The organism is Noviherbaspirillum sp. ST9 (assembly GCF_048799745.1).
Taxonomy (GTDB): domain Bacteria; phylum Pseudomonadota; class Gammaproteobacteria; order Burkholderiales; family Burkholderiaceae_D; genus Noviherbaspirillum.
The window spans coordinates 1-24,633 of sequence record NZ_JBLWFR010000012.1; the positions used below are offsets into that span (position 1 = coordinate 1).

The following is a 24,633-nucleotide window of genomic DNA, read 5'->3' on the forward strand; positions in this document are numbered from 1 at the left end:
CCAGGCCGAGGAAGGAGCCGGCGCGCTTGCGGGTGGCGCAGTATTCCGGCAAGTAGCGGCCGGCCTGGCGCATCAGCCACATCGGCGTGTACTCGGTCGGCTGGCGCAGCAGCGCGCGCAGGAAGGTATCGTTCTGGAGGGGGGCAAACTTGGATGACATGGAAGACTTTCTCTTGATTAGCACCCCTCTCCCGTAGGCGAGAGAAGGGTTGGGGATGAGGGCGTTGGCAAAAACTGAATGAGCCCTTGGCAATCACCCTCACCCCTGCCCCTCTCCCGCCTGTGGGAGAGGGGTGGTGTGACATTACAAACCGCTCTTCAGGCGTGCGACGCCGCCAAAGCTGCCGACCCACAGGTTGCCGTTTTCGGCAGTGGCCATGGAGAACACGGTGTCGGAGAACAGGCCGTGCTCGGTGGTCATGACGATGAACTTTTCGCCATCCTTGCGCGCCAGGCCCGCATTGGTGCCGACCCACATCTGGCCCTTCTTGTCGATGTGCAGCATGAATACGTGATTGCCCGGCAGGCCTTCGGCGACGGTGTAATGACGCCAGTTCTTGCCATCGAAGCGCGACAGGCCGCCACCCCACGTGCCGGCCCAGACCACGCCTTCGGCGTCGACAACCATCGACACGATGTAGTTCGGGTTAAAGGCAACGTTGATGCCCTGCAGGCCCATCTCTTCCTTCTGCTTGGCGTGGTGGGTCGACTGCTGCGCCGGATCGTTGGTGAACTTGATGTCGTTCTTCACCTTTTCATACGGTGCCCCCAGGCCCTTGGCGTGGTTCCAGTTTTCCCACTTGCCATTCCTGAACAGCACCAGGCCGCCTTCGGTCGCCATCCAGATGTCGCCGTTCTTGCCTTCCGCCAGGCCGTACACCCAGTCGTTGATCAGCCCGCCCTTGGTGTTCTCCACGGTGTAGAGATCCCACTTGGAGCGGTCGGTCAGCGCGCCGCCGCGGATGCGGTTGGCGCCGGACCAGGTCGCGACCCACACGTCACCGTTGGATGCCTGCATCACGCGATAGACGAAGGCATCGCCCAGGCCCTGGGGAATGTTGAAGTTTTCCCACTTGTCCTGCTTTTCGTCGTACAGCGACATGCCGCCGCCGTAGGTGCCGACCATGATGCGGCCGCCGATTTCGTCGATGCTGAAAATACCGTTCGACAGCAGGCCGTTGCGCACGTCGAACAGGCGGTAGTCGTCGGTCTTGGTGTCGTAACGCACGACGCCGCCGGAAGTGCCGACCCAGGCGACGTCGCCCTTCATGAAGATCGCCTTGACATTGCGGTTGCCGACACGGAAATGTGTGAACTTGGCGTTCGGATCGACTTCCACCTTGCCGCCCTGCGGGGGGACGGCCTGGCCCTGCTGCTGCAGGCCGGCGTGGTTCTGCGTCTGCGGCATCTGCGCATTGGGCGATACCGGTCCTTGCATCGGGCGCACGGCCGGTGCGGCAGCCTGCTGCTCGCGGTTCTTGGCGCCCATGTAATAGGCAACACCCATCAGGGCAACGAGGCCGACTGCGGCGAGCGCGCCGGATATTTTATTCAACTGCACTGTGATTTCTCCTATTTGCCTTTTGGTTGACCCAGGTGTGCGACGCCGCGTCGTGTACCCGCCCAGATATCGCCGTTGGGAGCGACTGCCAGTGCGTAGACGTTGTTATCCAGCAGGCCGGTGCGGACGTCGACCGTATTCCAGTTCTTGCCGTCGAAGCGCGACACGCCGCCATTGGTGCCGAACCAGAGCACGCCCCGGGCGTCCTGCACCATGCTGTAGACGATGTCGCCGGCAAGTCCGTCCTTGACGGAGTAGTTGTTCCATTTCTTGCCGTCGAACCGGGAGACGCCGCCGCCCCAGGTACCGGCCCAGACCTGCTGGTCCTTTGCGACGAGAATGGAAAACACATAGTTCGGGTTGTAGGTGGCCGAGCCGTCGTCGGTGCGGAAACCGAGATCGTGGCGCGAACGCGTGCCCAGGCCGGTGTTCGGGCTGGTCATCAGCTTCTTGTCGTTCTTGGCGCCCATGCCGTCCTTGTGGGTCCAGGACTTCCAGACCTTGCCGTCAAACATCGACACGCCGCCTTCGGTGCCGAACCAGACGCGGTCCTGGTTATCCACGGAGATGCCGTACACCCATTCGTTGATGAGTTCCTTCACGTAGGTGCGCATCTTCAGGGTCTTCAGGTCGACCACGTTGACGCCCGCCCAGGTGCCGATCCACAGGTCGCCGTTCTTCTGGCTGCCGAAGGAATACACCCAGTAGTCGGCCAGGCCATGCATCGGGAAGAAGGTCTTCCATTTGCCGTCCTTGTAGCGCGACACGCCGCCTGCGTTGGTGCCGAACCACTTGTAGCCTTCCTTGTCGACGCCTACTGCGAACACATACTCGTTGGCCAGTCCGCTGTCGCGCGTGAAGGTGTTGCGCGGCTTGCTGTTGCCAAGGTCGATCTCGTGAACGCCCGTGGAAGTACCGACCCACATGGTGTTGGTCTTGGGCTCCATGGCCAGGGCACGCACGTAAACGTGATCGCCCACCGCGAAGGTCTCAATGACGTTCGGCTGGGTGGGGCTGGCGGCGACGGGAGCTGGGGCCTTGTTCTGTGCAGCGGATGAACCGACGAAAGCGGTAAACAGTGCGGGTAACAACAACAAGCGGGATAGATGCATCAATTCATGGTCCTTATGTAAGCGATGACGTCCATGATGTCGCGGTCCGTCAGGATGCCCTGGTATGCAGGCATGGCATTCCTTCCGGCGCGGATCGTGGCCAGCAGAGTGAAATCGGGCTTGAGGATGCCTTCCTGGCGCAGGAAGTTCGGCGCGCCGGGCATGGTCGGCTGGCCGCCCATCCCATGGCAAAGCGCGCAGTGCGAGTTGTACAGCTTCTTGCCCTTGAACATGTCGCTGGCATACAGGTCGCCGGAAAATCCGGCAGCCACGGCGGCAACCAGCAGCGTGGCGAGCAACTTCAATACGTTGATTGTCCGGACAAGCCGGGTGTTATCCATTCCCATTTTTGAGACCATGACGGGGATCCTCGGTGGCACCGGCGCTTACTTGCGCCGCTTTTTCTTGCCAGTTTCCTGCTTCTGTTCTTCCTTCGGGGCCAGCGCAGCTGCCCGGGCAGTCCAGTACTCCCCCTTTTCCGCATTGGGCTCCACGCCGAATCCACCCTTGGAGTAGATGCCCGCCAACGCGACCACGGCGTCGATGTAATCCTTCTCTGCGGCGCGCGTGACGTATTCAATAGCCTTGGCGCTGTCCTGCTTGACGCCCTCGCCCTTGCCGTACATGACGCCAAGTCCGTATTCGCCGGCCGCGAAGCCCTGCTCGGCCGCCTTGGTGAACCATTTGACGGCGCCTTCATCCTGCTGCGCCTGGTCCATCAGGTTCGCCAGCCAGACCTGGGACGGCGCATACCCCTTCTCGGCATTGACCGTGAACGTGCCCATTGCATCGACGACGTTCCCCATCTGCCACATCTGGATGGCCTTCTCATGGTCCTCGGCCATGTCCGCGTAGGCGGGCGACATGGCAGCTGCCAACACCAGCGCCCCGGCCAGTCGTGACAAAGAACGTTTAACTGTGCGTTTCAACTGATCCTTCCCTGTTGCCATTTGTATTCCGCCTCCCGCGAATGAAACGATCAAGATCCGATTACACCTTGCCGCCATCCTGAACCAGGCCGAGCGCTTCGTACTCTTCCAGCTTGCGATACAGGCTGGACAAGCCGATGCCGAGCTTTTGCGCTGCCGCGCGGCGATCACCACCGGCGTCGGCGATGGCCTTGTTGATGACCGATGCCTCGAAGCGTCGTACCTGCTCGCGCAGGCTGTCGCCGGATTCAGCGACGGCGGCGCCGTTTTTCCCGGCAGGCGACGAACGCAGGATCTGCGGCGGCAGGTCCTCACGGCTAATACGGCCTTCATCGGCCAGAATCAATGCTCGATCAACCACGTTTTCCATCTCCCGGACGTTACCCGGCCATTCATAGGCGCTCAGGATGTCTTCCACGTCCGGATCAATGGAGATGCCTCCAGTGTTGCCAAGACGCTTCGCTCCTTTCTGCAGCAAGAATCGCACCAGCCCCGGGATATCCTGGCGGCGTTCGCGCAGCGGCGGCGCGTGAACATGGAAAACGGAGAGGCGGAAATACAGGTCTTCACGGAACCGGCCCTCGGCCACCATCTGCGACAGGTCTCGGTTGGTCGCCGCCACGATGCGCACGTCGGCGCGCTTGGCCTGCTCGCCGCCGACGGGGCGGACGGTCTTTTCCTCGATCACGTGCAGCAGCTTGACCTGCAGCGCCAGCGGCAGTTCGCCGATTTCGTCGAGGAAGATAGTGCCCTTGTCGGCTTCGAGGAACAGGCCCTTGCGCGCCTTGTCGGCGCCGGTGAACGAGCCCTTGATATGGCCGAACAGCTCGCTTTCCATGAGGTTTTCAGGGATGGCGCCGCAGTTGACCGGAATGAACGGCCCGTCGGCGCGCTGGCTGTGCTGGTGGATCTGCCGGGCGATCACGCCTTTACCCGTGCCGCTTTCGCCGGTGACCAGCACCGTGCTGTCGGTCGGAGCGACCTTGGCGATCAGGCGTTCCAGCTGTTTCATGGCCGCCGACTCGAAGACGAAGTGGTCTTCGCGGGCGCCCATGACCAGGTTGCGCAGCACCCGATTCTCAGAACTGAGACGACGGAGGTCGCGGACCTTCATCAGGCGGTGCAGGACCTCCTCGTTGCGAACCGGCTTGATCATGTAGTCGGACGCGCCTGCCTTGATCGCCTCGATGGCGGTGTCGACCGACGCATAGGCCGTCATCATGATGAAGCTCGTCTCGATGCCGGCGGCACGCGCGCGGCGGACGAGTTCGATGCCGGTGAAGTCCGGCATCTTGATGTCGCTGATCGCTACGTCGATGTCTCCTTTCGACAAGCGTTCAAGCGCCTCGGTCCCGTTGGCGGCCTGGCAGACGCTGCAGCCGGACTTGCCCAGGTGGGCGGCGAGGATCTGGCGGATAGCCGGCTCATCGTCGACGACCAGGACCTCCAGGGATTTCATGGATGTATCGTTAGGTTTCATTTAACGGAAAATAAACTTTGACTTGTGTTCCCACGCCCGGGGTGGAATCGATCTCGATACTGCCGCCATGGTTTTTCATGATGGAGTAGCACAAGGATAAGCCCAAGCCGGTACCCTTGCCAGCAGGTTTCGTGGTGTAGAACGCCTCGAATACACGCTCGACAACCTCCTTTTCCATACCGGAGCCGTTGTCGGCAACGGTCATGCACACACGATCGTTCTCTTGCCGTGTGGATATTACAACAGTCGGGGGCCGATCCTTGACAGACTCGAGGGCATCCATCGCATTGATCAGCAGGTTCATGATCACCTGCGTCAGCTGATCGGCGACGCCTTCGATGGCGGGAAGGTTGTGGTCGAGGTCGAGGCGCAGCTCCACGCCGCGCAGGCGCTTGTCGTAGCGGATCAGGCTGGTCGTGCTGCGCAGCTGGGAATTCAGGTCCAGCAACTGCGGCTCCGCCGGCTGGGGCGAGGCGAACTCCTGGATTTCACGGGTGATGGCGGCCAGCCGCTGGGCCTGCGCCTGGATCAGGTCGGGACGGCATTCCTTGCAATAATCCGCGGCGCAGAAGCCGAGCCCGGCATCACGGCGCTCCTTCATGTCCTGGGCGATCCCGGAGATGGCGGCGATCGGGTTGCCGATCTCGTGCGCGACGCCGGCTGCGAGCGCGCCGATGGCGGCCATCTTCTCCTGGTGGAAGTATTTCTGCCGCTCGACGATCAGTTCCTTTTCACGCTTGTCCAGCGCGGTGGCCATGCTGTTGACGGCCGCCATCAGCTGGCCGACTTCGTCGTGGCGGCGGATCGGGATCGGCGCGCCGCGATAGCCGTTGACGATCTCGATGGCGCGCTCCCGCAGGGTGCCCAGGTCTTCGGTCAGTTGCTTGAAGAACAAGGCCATGATGGTGCCCAGCAAGGCCAGGCCCATCATGCCGAGGAACATCGTGGTCATGGCCACCGAATCGGTCTGCATCCGATAGCGGTCGGACATGCGCTCGCGTGCGTGCTGCGACTGCTCGGCAAGGTTGGTGAATTCGTTCTTGGTCTTGATCAGCTCGACGATCAGCTGGCTCAGGTTCTCGCGCGAGGCATCGCGGAACGCCTCGTCCAGCGCGGCATCGGCGCCGTCCAGCCGCACATCGAAGCCGGGGATCGCCTGCTGGAGATCGGCATGCTTGGTGCGCAGGATCTGGTAATGCATCTGGATGCGCTGCATGCCCGCTTCACGATCCGACGAATCGACGTTGGCGAACACGCCCATGACGGCGTGGAAGGCGGCTGTATCGGCCTGCTTCAGCATGCTGTCGACCTCCAGCGACTTCTGGATCACCTCGAAGTCCCGCAGCAACTGGTTCTTCTGGTGGAACACGAACAGCGCAATGATCACGGCATAGGCGATCAGCGCGCCGAATACGATCAAGCCCTTTGTCCTGACGGAAAAGACGGTGGAGCCTGGCGCCTTGCCGGCTTGCGCGGCGCCCTCCCCTGCGACTGACTCCCGTTTGAGTAGCCGATCCTGCATTGCGTTCAAGAACTTCCGTATCGAATTCACCAGGCTTGTCCGTTCAATCTGTTATTTGACAAAGGTCTTCGTGCCTGCTTTGCCCTGGTGTTCCTGGTACAGGGACTCCAGCTCGGCAAGCATTTCCGCACTGTCCCATTCACGCAGGCCGGGGATGCGGCGAAGCAGCGTGCCGTCGGGCGCGATCACGAAGGTTTCGGGATACACCTTCAGATTCCACTCTCGCGACAGGCGGCCGTTCTGGTCAAAGAAATTGAAAAAGGTAATGCCGTTCTGCGTCAGGAATTCCGCCGCCAGCCGCTCGTCCTGGTCCGTCGACATGCCAAGCACTACATAGCGCGCGGGGTCGAGCGTCTTGCTGAGCCGCTCCAGCCCCGGCATCTCGCGTCGGCATGGCGGACACCACGTCGCCCACACGTTGAGGATGAGCATCTTTCCGCGCAATGCCGGATCATCCAGCGCATTCATCGTGGAATTGGCCATGGAAATCGCGGGAAAAGGTTTTCCTTCCGTGATCTCCGGCTTCGGCGGCGGCTCCTTGCCGCAACCACTTAGTGCCGCCGACATTAGCGCGGCAGCAAAAAACAAGAAAAATCGATTGAGTTTCATGACCTTGCAATCCCGTCAAAACAGCCGGCTACGGCATCATCGAGAAAATCATCGCCGCCAGCCAATGCCGGGAACTGTCGTCCTGCGTCACCATCGGCACCGCCTCATGCACGCCCGGCCAGATGGCCCGCACGCCGATGAAGCAGAATAACGTAATGCCAAAGCCGGCGATGCTCCACCATGCCATGCGGGTGCCGCTCCAGTGGTTGACGTAGTGAAAAAAGAAATAGGAAGCGTAGATGAGGCACACAAACAACGCCCAGGTTTCCTTGGGATCCCAGGCCCAGTACCTGCCCCACGCTTCGTAGGCCCAGACAGCACCGAGGACGGTTGCCAGGGTGAACACCGGGAAGCCGAGCATGATGGCGCGGTGCATCTGGCGTTCGATCCGTTCGGGCTCGGGCAATGAGCGGATGCCGAATGCCCGCGCAAGGGCGCCAAAGCCCTGCGACTGCGCCCTGACGAGATAGGCCGCGCCCATGGCCGACGCCACGGCAAAAGCGCCGTACCCGACGAAGGAGCCGAGCACGTGCGCGTACATCCAGTAGGCGCGCAGGATGCGGGTATGGCTGCCCGGAATGGCGGATTCCTTGCTGGCGAGCGAAATCTGGAACAGCACGGCCGCCAGGACAATCAGCATCACGAAGGCGCCCGCGGACCGGGTGCGATAGACGCGTTCCATGACGAGGTAGATGACCACCGTCAGGGCACCGAAGAGCGTCACCATTTCATAAAGGGAATTCAGGGCGAAGTGCCCGGGGCGGTGCAACCAGAGGATCTCGATCCAGCGCGTGCCGAGCGCAAGGATGGAGGCCAGCGCACCCAGTCCCGCGAGCAGCGATGCCCAGCGGCCGACCGTTTCCGACGTAAACCAGAGATGGCTGACGTAAAGGACTGTCGACGCGATCAGCAACAGGTTGCCGTAGCCGAGCAGCTTGAAGACAAACAGGTCTTCGAACGGAATGTTGGGTACCAGCGATGGCGTTTCGAGATACTCGACGACGAGCATCACCAGAGTGGCGACAATGACCACTCCTGCCCAGTACAGCCTGTAGGGCAACCTGAAATACTGCCCGCTACGGCCATAGCTTTCCGGATCCATGATCCTCTCTTCCTCATCGACAAGCCCGACGGTGACCGGCACGTTGACTCCTCCTGCACCCTGCCCCGTATTCCTTCGCCTTTGCATTCATCAGGAACGACAGGCGATATTGAATTTGCTGCAAGTCATCAGGCAAGCAATTTCGGTTCCATGTGGAAAAACCGGAGCATGGAAGGCCGTCGACTCCCTTGGGAGCCGGCGACTTGAGGCAGGACAAGACCTAGTTGAGTTTTTTCTCGGGAATGGGATAGCGGATCGCACCCTTCCCGTTTTCGGGAATGGCGGCCGTGGGCGGCGTATCTGAAGAGCGCTTCTTCGCCAGCGCTGCTTCCCACTCCCAGATCGCGGCGTTGGCCTTGCGTGCGAAGGGATCGTTCGGATCCATGCGATGGACATACGTGCGCATTGCGCCGAGTGCGCCCTCCATGTCGCCGATACCCTCAAGGGCGACGGCCAGGCCGTAATAGGCATTCATCTGCTCGGTCCTGAGCGAAATGGCGGCTTCGAAAAAGTCCCGGGCGAACGCAAAGTTTTTCAGGCCGATCATGGCATAGCCCATGTTGACGTGCGCCTCGGGCATCCTTGGCGCCAACTCGAGTACACGATGCAGTGCGCTTGCCGCAGCTTGGTAATCCTTGGCAGCCAGCAGGCGAACACCTTCGGCGAATTCGCGCGCGACTTCTTCCTGGCGTTTCTGCTTCACATGTGCGACCGGATTCTTCACGGCATCCGCAGCCGGTGCGGTCACGGTGCCGATCTCATTCGGCCACCAGGCGATCAGCAGGCCGGTCGCCACCGTGAGCAGCGTCGTCAGCAGCATCGCGGCTGCACGTACGTCACGCCGTGCGGGGCGTGCAGAAGCCTGACGGGCGCCCCGCAGACGGCGAACAACATTCACCAGGAACAGCACTGCGCCGGCGATGGCGAGCAAGCCGCCGAGGCCGGCAAGTCCCATTGCAGCGAAGTAAGCGGGATATTCCATCATCACGTCGGCATGCAAGGTCTTGCGCGGCACGCCAATCCATCCCGACCAGGCCAGCGCAAGGGCAAGCACCGCAAGACCAGTCCCGTACATCACCGTCTGCCTGCGTTCCCCGGTCTCGTTGCCTGTGCCGTAGGTCCGCAGGAGCCGGTAGCCCAGCGCCATGTAGGCCAGTGTGACCGAACCGACAGTGCCATGGTAATGCGCGGGCACCATGGTCGACTCGCCGCGTATCAGCGCACCGAGCACGCATCCGAGCAGGAACAGCACCACCGAAAGCAACAGCGCCGGCCCCAAGGGGGACCGCAACACCTGGCGCCCGGCCCCGGCCATCTTGCGCAGCACGATCACGCCGAGTACGGCGGCAGCCGGCCAGCAGCCCCATGCCATCAGGCGTGTAAACGCGCGATGGAACTCGAGGCTGCCGACAGGATGGCTGAGGTAGATGACTGGCGCCGCCAGCGCCGGCAATGCCGCGAGCAGGAACAGCGTACGCACCCAGGCGCGCGGCGCAAGCTCGGCGCCAAGCACATCCTCGCCAAGCACGGTCCAGACGCTCATCATGAGCAGCACATGCACGAACTGCAGGAGATGACCGGGCGCCCAGGCAATGGCTTCGAATGCGGGATGCCCGGACGGCAGGCCCATCTGGGCGAGCGACAACCCAAGCGCGGCAAAGGCGATCGCCGCCACGCCCATCGAGAGCACGGCCCCGAATCGCCACGGTTTGCCATCCTTTACTCGCCGCAGTGCTTCAAGCGCCGTCGCGCCGCCGCAAAAGGCGATGCCGGCAAGGAACAGCACCAGGCCCGCAAGGAATATCGGGTGCTCCAGCACCGGAACGTAGTTCGCCAGCACCGGCTGCGCTGCCGACGAAAACAGGGGCAACACCATCGCCGCCAGGCCCGCCGCGGAAAGGCCCAGCGCGGTCCAGTGCCCGGTTCCGGCGGCACCGCCGGCCGCCATGACCCAAATGGCCGAAGTACAGGAGAGGAACCAGACCACGACAGCAAAAGTGACGTGCAGCACCAGCGCCCGGCTGAACAGTTCACCGGATGCGGCGAGCGCCCCGGGTAACGGCGCGCGCGCGGACACGAGCAGGACGGCGCAGAAGGTCGACAGCGCAAGCGCCGCCAGCGCCAGGTAGAGCCAGCCGGCGGCGAACCGGCCTATGCCGGCGTGATCATCACGTAATACAGAATCCATAACTGGGGTTGCAGTGCAAATAGTAGGCCAAGGGAAACTAGAACGTTCCCTGGTGCGGCCTGTCGGTCAGGAAAGGCACGCCAAAAAATGTCAGGAAGGCAATCGCGAACACCACGAAAGCCATGCTCGAGGACAGGCGGGGCGATGGTTTGAAGGTAATCCGTACGTGCAGCGCAACCGCAAGCACGAGCCAGGTAATGAAAGCCCAGGTTTCCAGCGGGTCCCAGGCCCAGTAACGTCCCCACGCATCTTGCGCCCAGATAGCACCGGCGACCAGCATCAAGCCGTTGAAGATCATTGCCAGCGCCATGCAGCGGTACGCCAGGTCATCGAGGCGCTTGTCATCGGGCAAACGCTGGAACCACCCCATTCCGCGTTCGGTCCGCCGCAGCTGGATGACTCCCGCAAGCCCGACGGCAACCAGCATCGCGCCGAGAAATACCTTGCCCAGCCCCACGTGAATATAGAGCCATGGTGTGCGGAACGAGCGCGGAAAATGCACTTCGCCCGGACTCGACAGCACCAGCCAGCCCATCATCACGAACAGGATGGGCATGACAACGGCGGCGGAGGCACGGATTTGCGGAATGCGCCAGAAGGCGATGATGAAGGCGAGCATCAGGCTCCAGACATTGCTCGACAGGATTTCGAACATGGTCACGAAGGGCCCGTGACCGAGACGCTCCCAACGCACCAGCAGCGATGCGGTATGCAGCAGCCAGCCGATGGTCATCAATGCGAGCACCGTGCGTTCCGGTCGCCGCTTCATGACCACGGACCAGATCGCGATAATGCCGCCGAGCACGTAGCAGATGATGCCGGCCCAGAGTAGTTTCAGTTCGATTTCCATTCAAGCATTATCCCGGTTCCACGGCGTCGCAGCAAACTTGCGCCAGAAGTGCCAGGAGAGGCTCAGCACGCCGACGGCACAGGCGGCGAGCATCCACGGAATGGTCCAGTCGTAATAAAAACGGTATCCCATCCAGGTGCGCAATCCCTGGTACTCCAGCTGACCGTCCGGCAGCGTAATGGTGTCGCCCGGTTGCATTTCGGTCCGCTCCTGCCCTTGCCTCAGCACGATCTTTTGATTTGCAGGAAGGCGCAAGTGCGACGGCTTGTCTTCCGCAATCAGCGTTTCGGCGATGTCCAGCATGACCCACAATTCTTCGGCAGCACCCGCCGGCCGCCAAGCCAGCGCCTGTCCACTGGCATTGGCCGGATAACTCGGGAGGTGAACTGCGGCCAGCATCGGATTACCGGAAGCAGGACGCCAGGCGAAGACAGGGGCGAAGCCTTTGTTGGATGTCGGGTAGATGCGATAGCCATGAAGCGTCAGCGGCATGTTGTGACCGATTTCAGCCACCCGTTCCGCCCCACTGGCATCCCGCCATCGCACCCGGTTGGCGATGCGGTCAAGGATCGGGCCGGCCATGTATTCGATGTCGAAGCCCTCATTGATGAACGCGACGTCCTCAATCCGCCCCTGATGCAAGGGCCCCGCGTCGACATCCTTCAGGCCGCTGAAGACAGCGCCTTCGGTTATCTCCGCATTCCCCTTCAGGTAGGTCAGGCGCCCCACGGCGGCAAGGATGACGAGAACGATCAGCGCAAGATGGAAAACCAGGAGGGGCATCTGCTTGCGGAACACGCCGTTGGTCGCGACCGCAGCGATCAGGTTGATTGCCAGAAGGAACAGGGGCAAGGCAAGCCAGGGCGTGGCGCCATGGTCGAACTTGTATACCGCAACGGAAGCGATGCCGAGCAGGACGAGCCCGACCGGCGTGAACTTGAGCGAAGCAAGGGCGAGAACGAAACGCATCCGCGCAACATCAGTTGGGCACTTCGCAATTCGTCTTCATCGTCGACTTGCTGCCGCCATTGCAGTTAGCCTCCGTCCACTGACCGCTCGGGAAGGAAACGATGCGAAGGAATGCTTTCCGGTAATACGGCCCATTGGTATAGCCGACATTGTTGGTATAGCTGACGGCGGTCCCGGCAGCAAGGCCGGCCTCGGGACCGACGTCATTCAGGTTGACCAGCAGGCCACGGTTCTTCCAGCCATGGGGCACCGCAATATGGCAGAAGTTGCACTTCATCGCGTTGTCGATCCTGTCCGTATGCACCGCGTGTCCGTCTCCGCGATCGGTCTGGAAACCGGTGCCGCCGCCACCCGTCGCATAGCGGCTATAGCTATGGCAACGGAAGCACAGGCCATCCGTCTCCTGCCCCTCGCCGGTCGTGGTGCTGTAATCACCCTTTAGCAGGAAATTGAAATTGGATCCGTGCGGCCCCCAGGCATTTCCGCCTTCCATCGTCGCGGTATTCCCCGTCGGCATCGCCGTGCCGGTCGCCGTGCCGGACCCGTGACAGTCCGAGCAATACATGGTCTGGTTACCAAGCGCGCCGGCATTGTTCCATGGCGGAAGGAATCCGCCTGCCGCACGGGACGTACGACCTGTCGGACGCATGACCGGGTGCCACGAGCGATGATTGTTGTTGTTGGTGGCTGTTACTGCGGCGGATGAGCCGGCGCCGCCGTCAAAGCCCCGGCTGACGGACCCGACCTGTACCGCATGATTGGAAGGTGCCTGGAACTCCTTTGCCTGGTTGGTATAGCGCGTGAAACTGCTATGCCCGTTGGCGTTCTGCGGCGTCCGTCCGCCACCGCCGAGCAGGGGGCGAGTCAGGCCGTTCGGATAGATGTTGTCGTCCGTGTATCCGTAGTTGGAATGGCACTTCAGGCAGATCTGATATTCGCGCGTGACGTAAGTGGCGGTCACAAGGTTGCCGGTATTCCCGCCCGGGTCTCCGCGCTTGACCGTGAAGTCGGACGGCATCGACTGGAAGGAGTTGTTCGGATAGATGGGTTCGATGCCCCAGGTTCCCCGCAACACGCCGGAAATGAGGTTGCTGTGGACATAGCCGGTGGCGTTCTCGTGCCTGTGGGTACCGGCCTTGTCGTTCGTATTGCTTGCCGTGAGGTTCCCGGGCAATCCGTTCTGCGCCTTGATCACGCGGTGCGGATTGTGGCAGTCGGTGCACTCGGCATGGCGGTTGTTGCCAGCCCCGAAACCGAGTTTGGCGCGTGATTCGAGGAAGTCCTTGCCGCACTGGCCTGTGGCCTTTGAGCAGTCCGCCTCAAGGGAATCATTGAAGATGCCTCCGATGTCGTGCACTTCGGTTGATGCGAGCTGCTCGGTGCTCTTGATCGGCATGCGGCGGGCAAGGTTTTCGAAGTCCGACCTGATGTTGGGCACCGCCGCATTGGTCAGAGCGGTGTAGTTGACGATCGACTGCGTCGTCGTCGCGTGGCACTGGAAGCAGGTTTCCTCGAGGGCCGGATTACCTCCAGTCTTTGGTGTGTTGGTGCTGTCGGTCCCTTCGCGAAGCAGGCGGCGTGCACCCTGTACCGTGTGCGTATCGTGGCAATTCAGGCACGACACCTGCCATACCTCGGGATTCGTGTTCGCCGGGGTGTCAAGCGAAGACGGGAATTCCCGGCGCTGCGCAGCATCCCCCTTGTAGGTATGCGTGGCGACGCTGCGATTGGCATGTGCCGAAAATGCCCACGACACGCCGCCTTTATCGTGGCACGCGAGGCAAACGATGTCGTTGGTCGCGTTGAAGGCCCCGCCAGTCGGCTGGTCGACCTGAAATCGGTTCAGGCGCAGGAACTTGGCATTGCCGTTACCGGCAGCGTTGTCGCGCAGGTGCGGGTCGTGGCAGGTGGTGCACTGCATCTGGTTCTTGTCGAGCGGGAGCTTGGGCGGCGTGGTGCCTCCAACGCGGTTGCCGACGATGACGCCGTCCGGCGCGCGCAGCTCGCCGTCCGCACTGGCCAGCGTCGAGTCATAGGTAAACGAAATGGGATGGTCGGCTTTCAGTTCCGTGCCGAGGTTTCGCGTGAATCCCGTTGTCGAGTCGCCAGGCATCTTCACGTTTGTCGTGCCGCCGGCCATGTTGATCGTCGGATTCTGCACGCCATTGAGCACGCCGACCTTGTCGACGCCCATCGTGCCATCGTGACAGGAAAGGCATAGCTTCGACCCGCCGCCGGGACCGGCCGTCAATTCGCTTGTCGCGGCGTTCATCGAACCGGAATCGTAGGTCTGGTAGGTTTCCTGGGACAGCTTGCGGTTCCACAAGGGAGCGCTGTACAGGTTTGTGCCAGTGCCGAGAGGACCGACTTCCGCGTTGTGCGGCGTGTGGCAGAACACACACACCTGCGTCTCCGAACTGGCCTTGACGGTGCGCACCGGTACCGTGCCGCCGGATGGGGTGGCCGTCCCATCGGGTGTTGCAGAAAAGTTATGCTTGGTGCCGCGCACATCCGACACCTTGGCCGTGGCCGTGATGGCCGCCTGCGCAAGGACGGTCAACAGCAATAGCAACAGGACAAGCAGTCCCGCGGCGGTACGCTTGGGCCACGACGGCATTACGCCCCCCCGATCAGCTGGAAGATGACGATGCGTCCGTTAAACATGTCGGCCACGTAAATCCTGTTCTGCCGGTCACTCCAGACACCCGCGGGCAAATAGAACTGGCCGATTTCCTTGCCGGTTCCGCCGATGGGCATCAAAAACTGTCCCTGACTGTTGTAGACGAGAAGATTATCGTAGAAAGATTCCACCACGTAAATGTTCCCGTGGGTATCGACGGTCACTCCTTTCGGACGTGTCATTTCGCCTACGTACAGTCCGCGGCGCCCCACAGTGGTAATGACCCTGCCCTGCGTATCGAAAATCTGCACGCGCGCATTCATGCCGTCGGTGACGTACAGCCTGTCCTTCGCATACGCCAGATGGGTCGGAAAGTTGAGCGTCCCTTCGTCGTCGCCGCGATTGCCGATCGAGTCGACGAGCCGGCCGTCATCGTCAAAAATCTTGACGTCGTGCGCATGCGTGTCGGAGACGTATACGAGTCCTCTTTCGGGATCGCGCGCAAGTCCCGTGGGCCGGTTCAGCACATTCTTGCCGAAGCTTCCCAGCGGCTTGCCGTTAGCACCCAGCCGGAATACCTCGCCGAGTTCGGCGTCGGCTACCAGGATCTGCCCGTTCGGCCCTTGCACAATGCCGATCGGCGTGACGAAATTGCGCAGCTCCGTCGCTTGCCGATAGACATGAAGTTGCGCGTTCACATTGTCAAAAACGAAAACCGCCTGGTTTCCGATGTCGGTCACGAGGACGCGTCCCTGTTCATCAACCATCCCGGTCTGGGGGCGCTTGAGGACGACCTTGTCCTCGGCGGCGTCGAAAATGCCTACCAGCCATTTCAATACGCCCACCGCCAGGCCGGGATCATGGGCGTTGTCGGGGACGAAGTTGTCCTCCCCGGTCAATTGTCCGGCATAACGGAAACGGGCCGTTTCGGGGGGCGCCGGCCAGACCAGCGCGGCATTCCTGGCAACCGGCTCCGGGTCGAGATGCATGCGGTACTTCGTCTCGGCACAACCGGCGAGCAGGGTCGCCCCAAGTACCACCAGCAGGGAAAGGCGGGAGATGCTACTGGCCAGGGCGGCGTGGAGCGACTGTGGAAAGCAGGAAGGACTGGATACGGCCATTCAGACTGTCTGCGACATAAAGAGTGTTCCGGTCGAGCGACAGGAAGGCAATCCGGTTGAAGCTGGCCGGCGAGGCACCGCTTCCACCAATGGTCGCGATCAGCTCCCGATCCTGGAATACCTTGATGGTATTGTCAAAATCATCACTGACAAACACGCGATTGAAGCGGTCGACCGCGATCGCGTGGGGCATGTTCAGCACGTCGTTGCCGAACGTGTACAAGTCCCTGCCGTCGAATGCCATGACCACCACCTGCCGTCCGATGCGATCGGCCAGATACAAACCGTCCGGGCCGCGCGCCATCGACTCGATGCTCTGGGCTTCGTCGGGCCGGAGCACGTCGAGCGCGCGTCCGAGTCCGTTGAAGACCACGACGTGATTGTACAGGCTGTCGGCAATGAACACTTGCCCACCGGATTCGTCGACGACAACACTCACCGGCTGACGCATCGCAGTGTCGTGCCGGAACGACGGCAGCAGCCGGCCATCCCAGGAATAATGCATCACTTGTCCGGTGCCGACCTCGGCGACGTACAGCGACAGGTCAGGGCCGACCGTGAGCGCGGACGCCGTGCCGCTTGCCATGTCCGCGAAACGGAGCATCGACAGCGTCGCCGGATCGTAGCGAAACACCTGGCGGTAACCGGAGTCCGCGATGTAGACGATATTGTTGCGGGCAGCCACCGCCACGGGTGTCTTGAATGGCAGGTGCCCCGTGACCGTGGGCCGGGTCTGCGGAAAAATGCCGGTTGGCTCGCTGGCCAGCTGAGCGCCGATCAGCACCTGCGCGCGCGACACGAGCGGACGCGGTGCGCCTGGCTCCGCGGCTTGCAGGCAGCCTGCCGCAGAGAGGCACAACAGGGCCAGGCCGCCAACGCAGGCGCGCCTGAACGCAGAAAATGTCGTGTGATCAGCGCCCATGTCGTTCTACCATTTTCCCGGACCGGTGGTTGACGAGCCGCCGTAGATTCCCGACGGCAGCCCCTTCTTGCCAGAATGGCACAAGTCGCAATTGGCCGCGCCCCAGGCAATCTGGTCGTTATGGCACATGCCGCAGAATTTGCCATCGATGATGTCGGCCATGGTCACGTCATTGGAGCCGGCACGCATCTTGAAACCCAGTTCGGAGTGGCACACCTTGCAGCGGAAACGCATGCGGTGGAACCAGTGGGGGAACACCACGGGCCGCACGCCCTCCTTTTCCGCACGGCGGTTAAGGACGACGTCGGCGTATTCCGCATGCGACGGCAGGGACAGCAGCGCCAGCCAGAGCGCCACCAGCGCGGTCAGCAAGTGCATCAGCGTGCGGCGAGGACGGGTGTCGAAGTCTGACATGGGGTGTCTCATTTCCGTGCCTGGCTGTGACAGCGGGAGCATTCCGTCAGCGGGAAGGCGACCGCGCCATGGCACTGTCCGCAGAATTCGCCCTGCAGCACCGAGAACATGTTCAGTCCCTTGGTGCCGCCCTTTTTCGACGCAAACAGCCGCTCATGGCAGTTGCTGCAGTCGAGCCACTCCGTATGCTGCCGGTGCGGGAACAGGACGACGGGCATCTCGCCCGTGTTGGAGAGCAGGATATCGAGGTCGAGCACGCGGATTTCGGTGCCCGGCAAGATGTTCGTGCGCGGCTGGATGACGCCTTCGCGCAGTGCCTTGACCCAATGCACGCCGTTCCCGGGGTAATCCTTGGGCAACGCGGAAAGCCCCTCGCGGGGCTCCTGGAGCATCTTGATGCCCGGGCCGGCCGGGTCATGCACGCCGTCCTTGTTCAGCAGAAGCTGAACCGGGTACGGCATGTTCGTCGGCCGCTGCGTGGGTGCGAGGCCGGGGATCTGCGCGTGCACGGCTGCCGAAAAGGCGATCATCGCCGCGAGCGCCAGGCCCAGCCAGTTGAACACACGCCTCAGGCTCAGGTTGCGCATTGCTTATCCCGGGATGTAGACACCCGCGCCACGAATCGCGCGCACCAGTTCCTTGGTGGAGTCTTCCAGCACCTTGATGGCGCCTTCATAGTCCTTCTTCGCCGCCATACCTTCGGCGTTGGTGCGCAGGGTCGCTGCCTGCTCGACATACTTCTGGACCATGGATTCGAGGTTCGGGTTGGAGGCTCGCTTTTCTTCGAGCAGGACCTTGACCAGCATCTTGTGCGTGTCGTTGCGGTCGATCTCGTAATGGTACTCCTCTTCCTTGGTCGCGAAGTTCAGCGAACGGACCAGGGTGTCGCCTTCGCGCATCGTTTCAATCGAGGCACGGGTGGCGCCGTACACCTTGTCGAGTGCAGCCTTGCCTTCGTCGATCTTGCCGGAGGCAGCCAGAGCCTGCGCCTCGCGGATCTGCGCTTCGATCTTGGCGGTGGTTTCGGCGCCCTTGGCACCCAGCTTCTTCTCGGCGCTGATGCGCTTCTGCGCGGACAGCAGGGCCTTCACGCTTTCCAGGCGATTGTCAAAATCGCGCTGCTTCTTTTCCGCGCTGACCTGCTCGGGCGCTGCCTGGCGCACGCCGTCGAACATGGTCTTGGCCGCTTCGTCCAGCAAGCGGGATGCGGCCGGCAGGTCGCCCTTCTGATAGGCGGCGTCCGCCTGCTTGTGCAGGTCACGTGCCTTGGCGCGCTGCGCCTGCGCCTGCGCATTGCCGCTGGTCTCGATCTGCTTGGCGCCCGAGGACGTCTCCAGCAGCGTGGACACGGAGGTGAGGCGGCGCTCGATCTGTTCCTTGGTCTCCGGCGGACGCGCCGGGCGCACGGACTGGCCTTCGACTGCGGGCGCATCCGCGGCGATGGTGACGCCGGTGTGCAGGAATAGCGCGCCGATCAATGCGGCGAGGACGGTCTTCAGGGGACGTTGGATAGTCATGGTTTGCTTTCTGTAGTTTGCGGCACAATCACGCCGGCCACGCGCAGCGAGCGTTGCAGGTGGAGTGTCGCGTCCTGGATGGTTTTCAATGCATTCGTGTAGTCGCCCGACGCCGCGTGCTTCTGGGAGGCGTCGCGCAAGTGCCTGCTCTGCTGCACATAGCTCTCGCTGACGGCGGCGCTGTCGCGCGACGGGTTCAGCTGGGCAATGGCGAGCGGCACCAGTTCTTCGTAATTCCTGTTCCGTGCAAGTTCGTACTTGTATTCCTCGGCCGGCGTCTCGAATTTCTGGTCATAGACAATGGTTTCGGCCATCAGCATGCGGTTCAAGGCGCCGACGACTGTCTTGTACGCTTCGCCGAGCACCGCATTGGCGTCCTTGTGGTTGCCGGCGGCGGCGAGGGATTCCGCCTTGCCGATCGCCGCATTGACGCCATTGACATCGAGCGACGCTGCCCCGCCCTTCCCTGCCATCTTCGCTGACACGCCCTTGTAGAGATTCAGGAAGGTGCGCGTCGCTTCGCTCATGCCGGCGTAGCGCGCACGCTCCTGCGATGCGAGCTGTGCCGCGTCTGGAACCATGCGCGATGCCGTCACGATTTCGCGCAAGGCTTCGTCGAGCAGCTTGATCGCCGACGCCTGGCGTCCTGCCTCGGCTTCCGAAGTTGCCTTGGCAAAGAGCGCCTGCGCGTCGGCGAGCTTCTTCTTCGCCTGCGCGTTGTTACTTTGGGGGATGCGTTGCATCGCCGGTGACTGCGAGAACAGCAGCTTGACGAGCCGGACCTTGCTTTCGAGCAGAGCCTGGGAGGAAACGGAAGCATCGGCGCCCGCAGGCGCCTGTGCCATGGCCGGCATCGCCACGCCGGCCGCTGTCGCGGCGCCGGCGAGCACGATGGCGGCCAGGGGCAGCCCGGATTTCCTGCCCTTCACGGTCATGGCTTGGCTTCCGCCTTCACCGGCAGGGCCTTGCTCTTCGAGTGACAGCGGCGGCATTCCGAGACCGGGAACGCGACCTTGCCGTGGCAAACGCCGCAGGCCTGGCCGAGCAGGATCGACGCCATGGAGATCTGGTTCGCGCCTTTCTGCGGAACGAAGATCGCCGGGTGGCAGTTCGAGCAATCCAGCCATTCGGTGTGCTGCTTGTGCGGATAGACCACGTCCGGCATCGTGCCCTTCACTTCACGCACGATGTTCATGTCCATGACCATCGGCTTGGCGTTGGGATCGTTGCGGTCGAAGCGCGGCTGGATGCGGTTCTCACCCAGTGTCTTCACCCAGTCGACGCGGTTGCCGTCATTGTTGCGCACGAAGGCATTGAACGCGGCGAGCGGCGGCTGCAGCGAGTGCGTGCCATCGTTTTCCGGATCGTGGATGCCATCCTGCGGCGGCGGCAGGTTGCGCTGCGCTGCGGGCTTCATCAAGCGGTTGAAGGTGTTGGCGGGGCCGGATCCGGCAGCTGCTGCCGATGCCGGTGCCACCACTGCCACGGGAGCCGCGGCCGGTGCGGGAGCCACCGCGACCGGTGCGGGCGCGGGTGCCGGTGCCGGTGCTGCCGCGGCGGGTGCCGGTGCAGCCGCGGGAGCAGGCGCTGCCTTGGCGGCTGCCGCACCCTTCGGGCCTTCGGACTGGCTGATCATGTAATTGACCGCCGCACGGACGTCCGCATCGGACAGGCTTGCATTGCCGCCCTTTGCAGGCATTGCGCCCTTGCCCTTGATGGCGCTGGTGTACAGCGCCGGAGCGCCGGTCTTGACGCGCGGCGCCCAGGCAGCGGCATCGCCGAGCTTGGGTGCGCCGGCGGCGCCGGTGCTGTGGCAGGCCACGCAGCCCGCGTCATAGATTGCTTTTCCGTTCGGCAGGTCGGCCGCGACTGCGGACAACGACATGACACCTGTTGCCAATGCAAAGAGGCCGGCACGGAGCATGAGAGACTTTTTCATGATTGCTCCTATTTCTTCGGCTGTTGGGTTTGCGCTTGCTGCGCCGCCTGCGGTTTCGCCGCATTCGCCGGGACGACCAGCGAATTGATGGTGCTTTCATGCACCTGCGTCGGCGTGCCCGGCTTGCCGGAGTGGCACAGGTTGCAGTTCTCGATCGACCAGGCGATGTTGCCGTTGTGGCAGGCGCCGCAGTACTGGCCGTCGATGATCTTCACCATGTTGATGTCGTTGCCGCCGGCCTTGAACTTGAAGCCGAGGTCAGCGTGGCACACCTTGCAGCGGAAGCGGATACGGTGGAACCAGTGCGGGAACACCGCGGGACGCATGCCGGCACCATCCGAGTAGTTGTTGATGACGACGTCGCCGTATTCGGCGCGTGCGCTCCGCATGTCGGCCAGGCCGGCTGCCAGGACTAGAACTAGCAGCAGGATCGTCCTGAAGACCCGGCTGAACTCCATTACTCTTATCATTACTCCCTACCTTTCAAACAGCGACACAAAAATCAGAAAAATCAGTACCCGAAGGTGCGCGTGACCGTAAACATGATCGACTTGTTCAGCCTTGCCTCTCCTTCCGTCAATTCAAATCCTTCAGTCGTGCGCCGGATGACCGGCGTCACGTTCCGCGAAATCACTGCATTGGCGCGCAGGATCATGCGGCCAATCGTGTAGTCCAGCCGGGTATCCCAGGCTGCGGTTTCGTAATCCGTTGCACCGCCCAGCATGGGCAGCAAGGCACTGCTGGACATGCGAACGCTTGAATTCAGTGTCAGCCGGCGCACGCCGAACAACCGGCCATTGCGATAGCTCAGGCTGCCATTGGACGAAATCGTCACGTCTTTCTGGTTCAACGGAGACGAACCGAGACTGATCTGGAGATCGCCGAGATCCTGCTTCGTCGCCTGGATCGCGATACTGCCGGTCCAGGTACTGTGTCCGCCCGGCTGGATGTTCCCGGTGAATTGCAGGTTAAGCATCTGGAAGACTTCGGACGGCCCGGTCAGCGAACGCGAATCGCTGTAGCCGGCGTGGATCATCGTGTTGGCGATGCCTTCCTCGGATGACCACGACACGCCGGCGTTATGCGTCACGCGGCGGCTGCCTTTCGGGGTCAGGATTTCCTGGATGTCCGGCTGCTCCTGCGCATTGCGACGGCGGCTCTGCACTGCGGCAGACAAGCCTTGTGCAAGGCTGAAGTTGACGCGTCCGCCGCTATCCAGCTCCAGGTTGTGACTCAGCGAGTGGCTGAGCTGAAGCGAAATGCCTGCCGATGCGTTGCCGTTTCCTTCGGTCGCGTGGTTGGCCGAGCCCGTGGTCGACCAGCGATAAACGAAGTCCCCGATCGTCGTGCCTTGCGGCGAGTGCGTGATCGAGACCGCTTCGCTCGCCGAGTTGAGTTTCTTGTCGTTGGCCGTTGACGAATTGAAATTGACGGAGCCGCTCGCATAAGTGTCCGCCGATAGCGTGTAAGTCATGCCAAGCGACAGGTTCGTGGTCTGCAACTTCCGGTTGTTGTTGGAGGTCGCTCCAAACGGGTCGCTAAGGTCAGATGCAAGTCCCAGGGCGCGCACGGACGCGGTGATGGTGTACGGATCCTCTTCGGGCCGGTAGGTCGCCACTGAACTGATCTGCGTGAGCCGCAAGTCACTGTTGGCCCCCTGCAGCCGGAATCCGGAGGTATTGATGTTGGCCGAGGTGTCGACCGTGTAGTACTCGTCTTCCGGTGAATAGTTGTGCGACAGCGCGACGTTGGTCTGGCGCGAGCGGCTGTCGAGACCGTTCTGGGTAACCGTATTGGTTCCGAGACTCGCACTCATCGAATGCTCGGGCAGGTGATGGGAGAGTGTCAGCTGCAGCGCATCCATGCGCGACCCGCCGAAGTCCAGGGCGGCGCCCTGCGTGCTGCGGTTCCAGTCGAGCGATGCAGTGGCGCCGTTCTCATGGGTGTAGCTTTGCGTGAAACCGTAGCGCGTACTGAGCGCCGAACCCACCACGGGCGAGAACTCCGCCGTCGTGCGGCTGTAGGTGCGGTCGAAGTAGACGTCCAGGGGAAAGCGGCTGCGGTACATCAGCGACACGCGTCCGTTTCCGCTGAATTGAATATTGCGGTTGCCGGATGACGACGCGGCCTCGCTACCGCTGTTCTGGGAGTTGTTCTGGTTCACGTGGAGACGCAAGTCTCCGAAAAACCGGCCGAACCACGGCTCCCAGAGGTAGGTGTTGAAGCGCGCGCCAACGATGGAGGCCAGGCCTTGATCCGTCGAACTGAAACCTCCACCAGAATTACGGAACCATTCGTAGCCGACGCTGCCATAGAGTGCATAACGCGGTGCAATGATGCCAATCTTCTGCCACCACGCCGACTCTTCTTCGGCGGCTCCGTTCGGATTGGTTGCGGATGAAACGGGCGAAGCGGTGCGGGGCTCACTCTGTGTCGAGGAGCCCACGCTGGCAGGGGGTAGCGCAGGGAGTGCGCTGCGGGGGACAAGCAATGCCGAAAGCGCCATGCATAGCAAGGGCGAGAATCCGGCACGCTTTGCGGGCATTACTGCCACAGCATTCCTCACTTCCAACCTTGTTCACCCGGAGAACCAGGCCGACCTTACTTTGGTGCGGCGTTGTTCCCGGCACTATCCGCCGCGAGCGGCAGGAAACGCGTTTCGTCAATTTCCGCGGGAGAGGCCTTGCGCAGTTCTGCAATCAGGCCCTTCCATGCCGCATCGGAATTGTCACGTTTCAGGAGATCGCGGGCGCGCTGTTCGACACGCTCGAAATCATGCTTTTTCGGCTCGACCCGCTCCGTCAGCTTCATCAAGCCGATTCCTTCCAGCAGCCGGAGCACTTCGGAAACCTCGCCGACCTTCAGGGTGCCGAGCATTTCAAGAACAGGTTCGGGAAGCATCCCCTTGTGCAGGTAACCCATATCGCCGCCCTGTGCCGCGGACGGCGCCTTGGAATGCGTCTTCGCCATTTCGGCGAAATCAGCGCCTTCGCGGATCTGCTTGAGGACGGCGGTGATCGATTCAGCCGCCTTGTCCCATTCCTCATGCATCGCATTCGGCGGCACCGGCGCCAGGATCACGGAGACGCGCACGCGCTCCGGCTCGGTGAATTTTTCGGGATTGGCATTGTAATAGGCCATGACCTCGGCGCGCTCAGGATCAGGCACGGCACGCACCGTCTTTTCGAGCTGCTCGACGATACTGTCTTCTTCCAGCTTCGCCGTCAGGACAGGCAGGATTGCGTCCTTGTTCTTTTTCCATTGATCGCTCTTGCCGTAGCGCGCTTCGAATCCATCAAGCTGCTTCTTGACGGCGGCATGGTCAGGCTCGACGCCGCGACGCTTGGCTTCGCGCGCCAGAAGGACACGGTTGACCAGGTCCTCGGCCACGGTGCGCTGCATGGCTGCCAGATCCTTTTCCGGCGCGCGACCGTGATAGAACTTGCCGCGTGCCGCCGCCTGAAACGCATTGTCATATTCGGCAAAGGTGATCACGTGGTCACCAATCCGTGCAAAGATGCCGCCGTCGTTTGGCGCGGCCTGATGTGCCGCCGCGGCGGCCGACGACGCCGCGTCATTGCGCACCTCTTTCGGCGACGCCTTGGCGCTCGCCTTGGCAGCCGGCTTGCTGGCTGCCTTTTCCACCTGCTTCGGCGCCGCGTGCGCAGAAACGCCAATGCCTGCCACGATCAGGGCAGACAACAGAACCGTATGGCAAGCGGTGTGAATCGACTTTTTCATAGCGGCGCAACCTTTCAATTTTGCTGGCGGAGTCGCT

The 24,633-nt window shown here is 62.1% G+C and carries 23 protein-coding genes; all 23 read right to left on the minus strand.

Annotated features, from left to right (window positions below; genetic code table 11):
* Positions 1–160, minus strand: a 160-nt coding sequence (locus ACNOHI_RS22610) for a uroporphyrinogen decarboxylase family protein (protein WP_420475782.1), incomplete at its 3' end; no start/stop codon positions are given.
* Positions 161–304: 144 nt separating this feature from the next.
* Positions 305–1,561 carry a ligand-binding sensor domain-containing protein gene (locus tag ACNOHI_RS22615; RefSeq protein ID WP_420476977.1) on the minus strand — a complete coding sequence of 419 codons (1,257 nt, stop codon included), beginning with the start codon at positions 1,559–1,561 and terminating at the stop codon, positions 305–307.
* Positions 1,562–1,572: 11 nt separating this feature from the next.
* Positions 1,573–2,673, minus strand: coding sequence for a ligand-binding sensor domain-containing protein (locus ACNOHI_RS22620; protein ID WP_420476978.1), 1,101 nt, complete (start codon positions 2,671–2,673; stop codon positions 1,573–1,575).
* Positions 2,673–3,014: a c-type cytochrome gene (locus tag ACNOHI_RS22625; RefSeq protein ID WP_420476979.1), complete on the minus strand. Its 342-nt coding sequence runs from the start codon at positions 3,012–3,014 to the stop codon at positions 2,673–2,675. Before ACNOHI_RS22625 ends, ACNOHI_RS22620 begins: the two co-directional genes overlap by 1 nt.
* Before the next feature lie 45 nt (positions 3,015–3,059).
* Positions 3,060–3,539, minus strand: a complete 480-nt coding sequence (locus ACNOHI_RS22630) for a tetratricopeptide repeat protein (protein WP_420476980.1) — start codon at positions 3,537–3,539, stop codon at positions 3,060–3,062.
* Positions 3,540–3,663: 124 nt separating this feature from the next.
* On the minus strand, positions 3,664–5,061 hold the full coding sequence (locus ACNOHI_RS22635; RefSeq protein WP_420476981.1) for a sigma-54-dependent transcriptional regulator: 1,398 nt from the start codon (positions 5,059–5,061) through the stop codon (positions 3,664–3,666).
* A gap of 10 nt (positions 5,062–5,071) precedes the next feature.
* Positions 5,072–6,604 (minus strand): ATP-binding protein, encoded by a 1,533-nt coding sequence (locus tag ACNOHI_RS22640; RefSeq protein WP_420476982.1) that lies wholly within the window; start codon positions 6,602–6,604, stop codon positions 5,072–5,074.
* Positions 6,605–6,655: 51 nt separating this feature from the next.
* Positions 6,656–7,213 (minus strand): TlpA family protein disulfide reductase, encoded by a 558-nt coding sequence (locus ACNOHI_RS22645; RefSeq protein ID WP_420476983.1) that lies wholly within the window; start codon positions 7,211–7,213, stop codon positions 6,656–6,658.
* Between the two features lie 28 nt (positions 7,214–7,241).
* Complete coding sequence (gene ccsA / locus ACNOHI_RS22650; protein WP_420476984.1) at positions 7,242–8,357, minus strand: cytochrome c biogenesis protein CcsA; 1,116 nt, start codon at positions 8,355–8,357, stop codon at positions 7,242–7,244.
* Positions 8,358–8,535: 178 nt separating this feature from the next.
* Positions 8,536–10,503, minus strand: coding sequence for a tetratricopeptide repeat protein (locus tag ACNOHI_RS22655; protein WP_420476985.1), 1,968 nt, complete (start codon positions 10,501–10,503; stop codon positions 8,536–8,538).
* Positions 10,504–10,540: 37 nt separating this feature from the next.
* Positions 10,541–11,353 carry a cytochrome c biogenesis protein CcsA gene (gene ccsA / locus ACNOHI_RS22660; RefSeq protein WP_420476986.1) on the minus strand — a complete coding sequence of 271 codons (813 nt, stop codon included), beginning with the start codon at positions 11,351–11,353 and terminating at the stop codon, positions 10,541–10,543.
* Positions 11,354–12,322, minus strand: a complete 969-nt coding sequence (locus ACNOHI_RS22665; protein ID WP_420476987.1) for a cytochrome c biogenesis protein ResB — start codon at positions 12,320–12,322, stop codon at positions 11,354–11,356.
* 10 nt (positions 12,323–12,332) lie between these two features.
* Positions 12,333–14,939, minus strand: a complete 2,607-nt coding sequence (locus ACNOHI_RS22670; protein WP_420476988.1) for a hypothetical protein — start codon at positions 14,937–14,939, stop codon at positions 12,333–12,335.
* Positions 14,939–16,063, minus strand: a complete 1,125-nt coding sequence (locus ACNOHI_RS22675) for a 6-bladed beta-propeller (RefSeq protein ID WP_420476989.1) — start codon at positions 16,061–16,063, stop codon at positions 14,939–14,941. Before ACNOHI_RS22675 ends, ACNOHI_RS22670 begins: the two co-directional genes overlap by 1 nt.
* On the minus strand, positions 16,005–16,985 hold the full coding sequence (locus ACNOHI_RS22680) for an NHL repeat-containing protein (protein ID WP_420476990.1): 981 nt from the start codon (positions 16,983–16,985) through the stop codon (positions 16,005–16,007). Before ACNOHI_RS22680 ends, ACNOHI_RS22675 begins: the two co-directional genes overlap by 59 nt.
* Positions 16,986–16,991: 6 nt before the next feature.
* On the minus strand, positions 16,992–17,399 hold the full coding sequence (locus tag ACNOHI_RS22685; RefSeq protein ID WP_420476991.1) for a c(7)-type cytochrome triheme domain-containing protein: 408 nt from the start codon (positions 17,397–17,399) through the stop codon (positions 16,992–16,994).
* 8 nt (positions 17,400–17,407) lie between these two features.
* Positions 17,408–17,986, minus strand: coding sequence for a c(7)-type cytochrome triheme domain-containing protein (locus tag ACNOHI_RS22690; RefSeq protein WP_420476992.1), 579 nt, complete (start codon positions 17,984–17,986; stop codon positions 17,408–17,410).
* Between the two features lie 3 nt (positions 17,987–17,989).
* Positions 17,990–18,916 (minus strand): hypothetical protein, encoded by a 927-nt coding sequence (locus tag ACNOHI_RS22695; protein WP_420476993.1) that lies wholly within the window; start codon positions 18,914–18,916, stop codon positions 17,990–17,992.
* On the minus strand, positions 18,913–19,851 hold the full coding sequence (locus tag ACNOHI_RS22700; RefSeq protein ID WP_420476994.1) for a hypothetical protein: 939 nt from the start codon (positions 19,849–19,851) through the stop codon (positions 18,913–18,915). Before ACNOHI_RS22700 ends, ACNOHI_RS22695 begins: the two co-directional genes overlap by 4 nt.
* The gene (locus ACNOHI_RS22705; RefSeq protein ID WP_420476995.1) at positions 19,848–20,855 is read right to left on the minus strand and encodes a c(7)-type cytochrome triheme domain-containing protein; all 1,008 of its coding nucleotides are present in this window, start codon (positions 20,853–20,855) and stop codon (positions 19,848–19,850) included. Before ACNOHI_RS22705 ends, ACNOHI_RS22700 begins: the two co-directional genes overlap by 4 nt.
* An 8-nt stretch (positions 20,856–20,863) precedes the next feature.
* Positions 20,864–21,313: a c(7)-type cytochrome triheme domain-containing protein gene (locus ACNOHI_RS22710; protein ID WP_420476996.1), complete on the minus strand. Its 450-nt coding sequence runs from the start codon at positions 21,311–21,313 to the stop codon at positions 20,864–20,866.
* 53 nt (positions 21,314–21,366) lie between these two features.
* On the minus strand, positions 21,367–23,400 hold the full coding sequence (locus ACNOHI_RS22715; RefSeq protein WP_420476997.1) for a hypothetical protein: 2,034 nt from the start codon (positions 23,398–23,400) through the stop codon (positions 21,367–21,369).
* Positions 23,401–23,456: 56 nt separating this feature from the next.
* Positions 23,457–24,596, minus strand: a complete 1,140-nt coding sequence (locus tag ACNOHI_RS22720) for a peptidylprolyl isomerase (protein ID WP_420476998.1) — start codon at positions 24,594–24,596, stop codon at positions 23,457–23,459.
* Between the last annotated feature and the right edge of the window lie 37 nt (positions 24,597–24,633).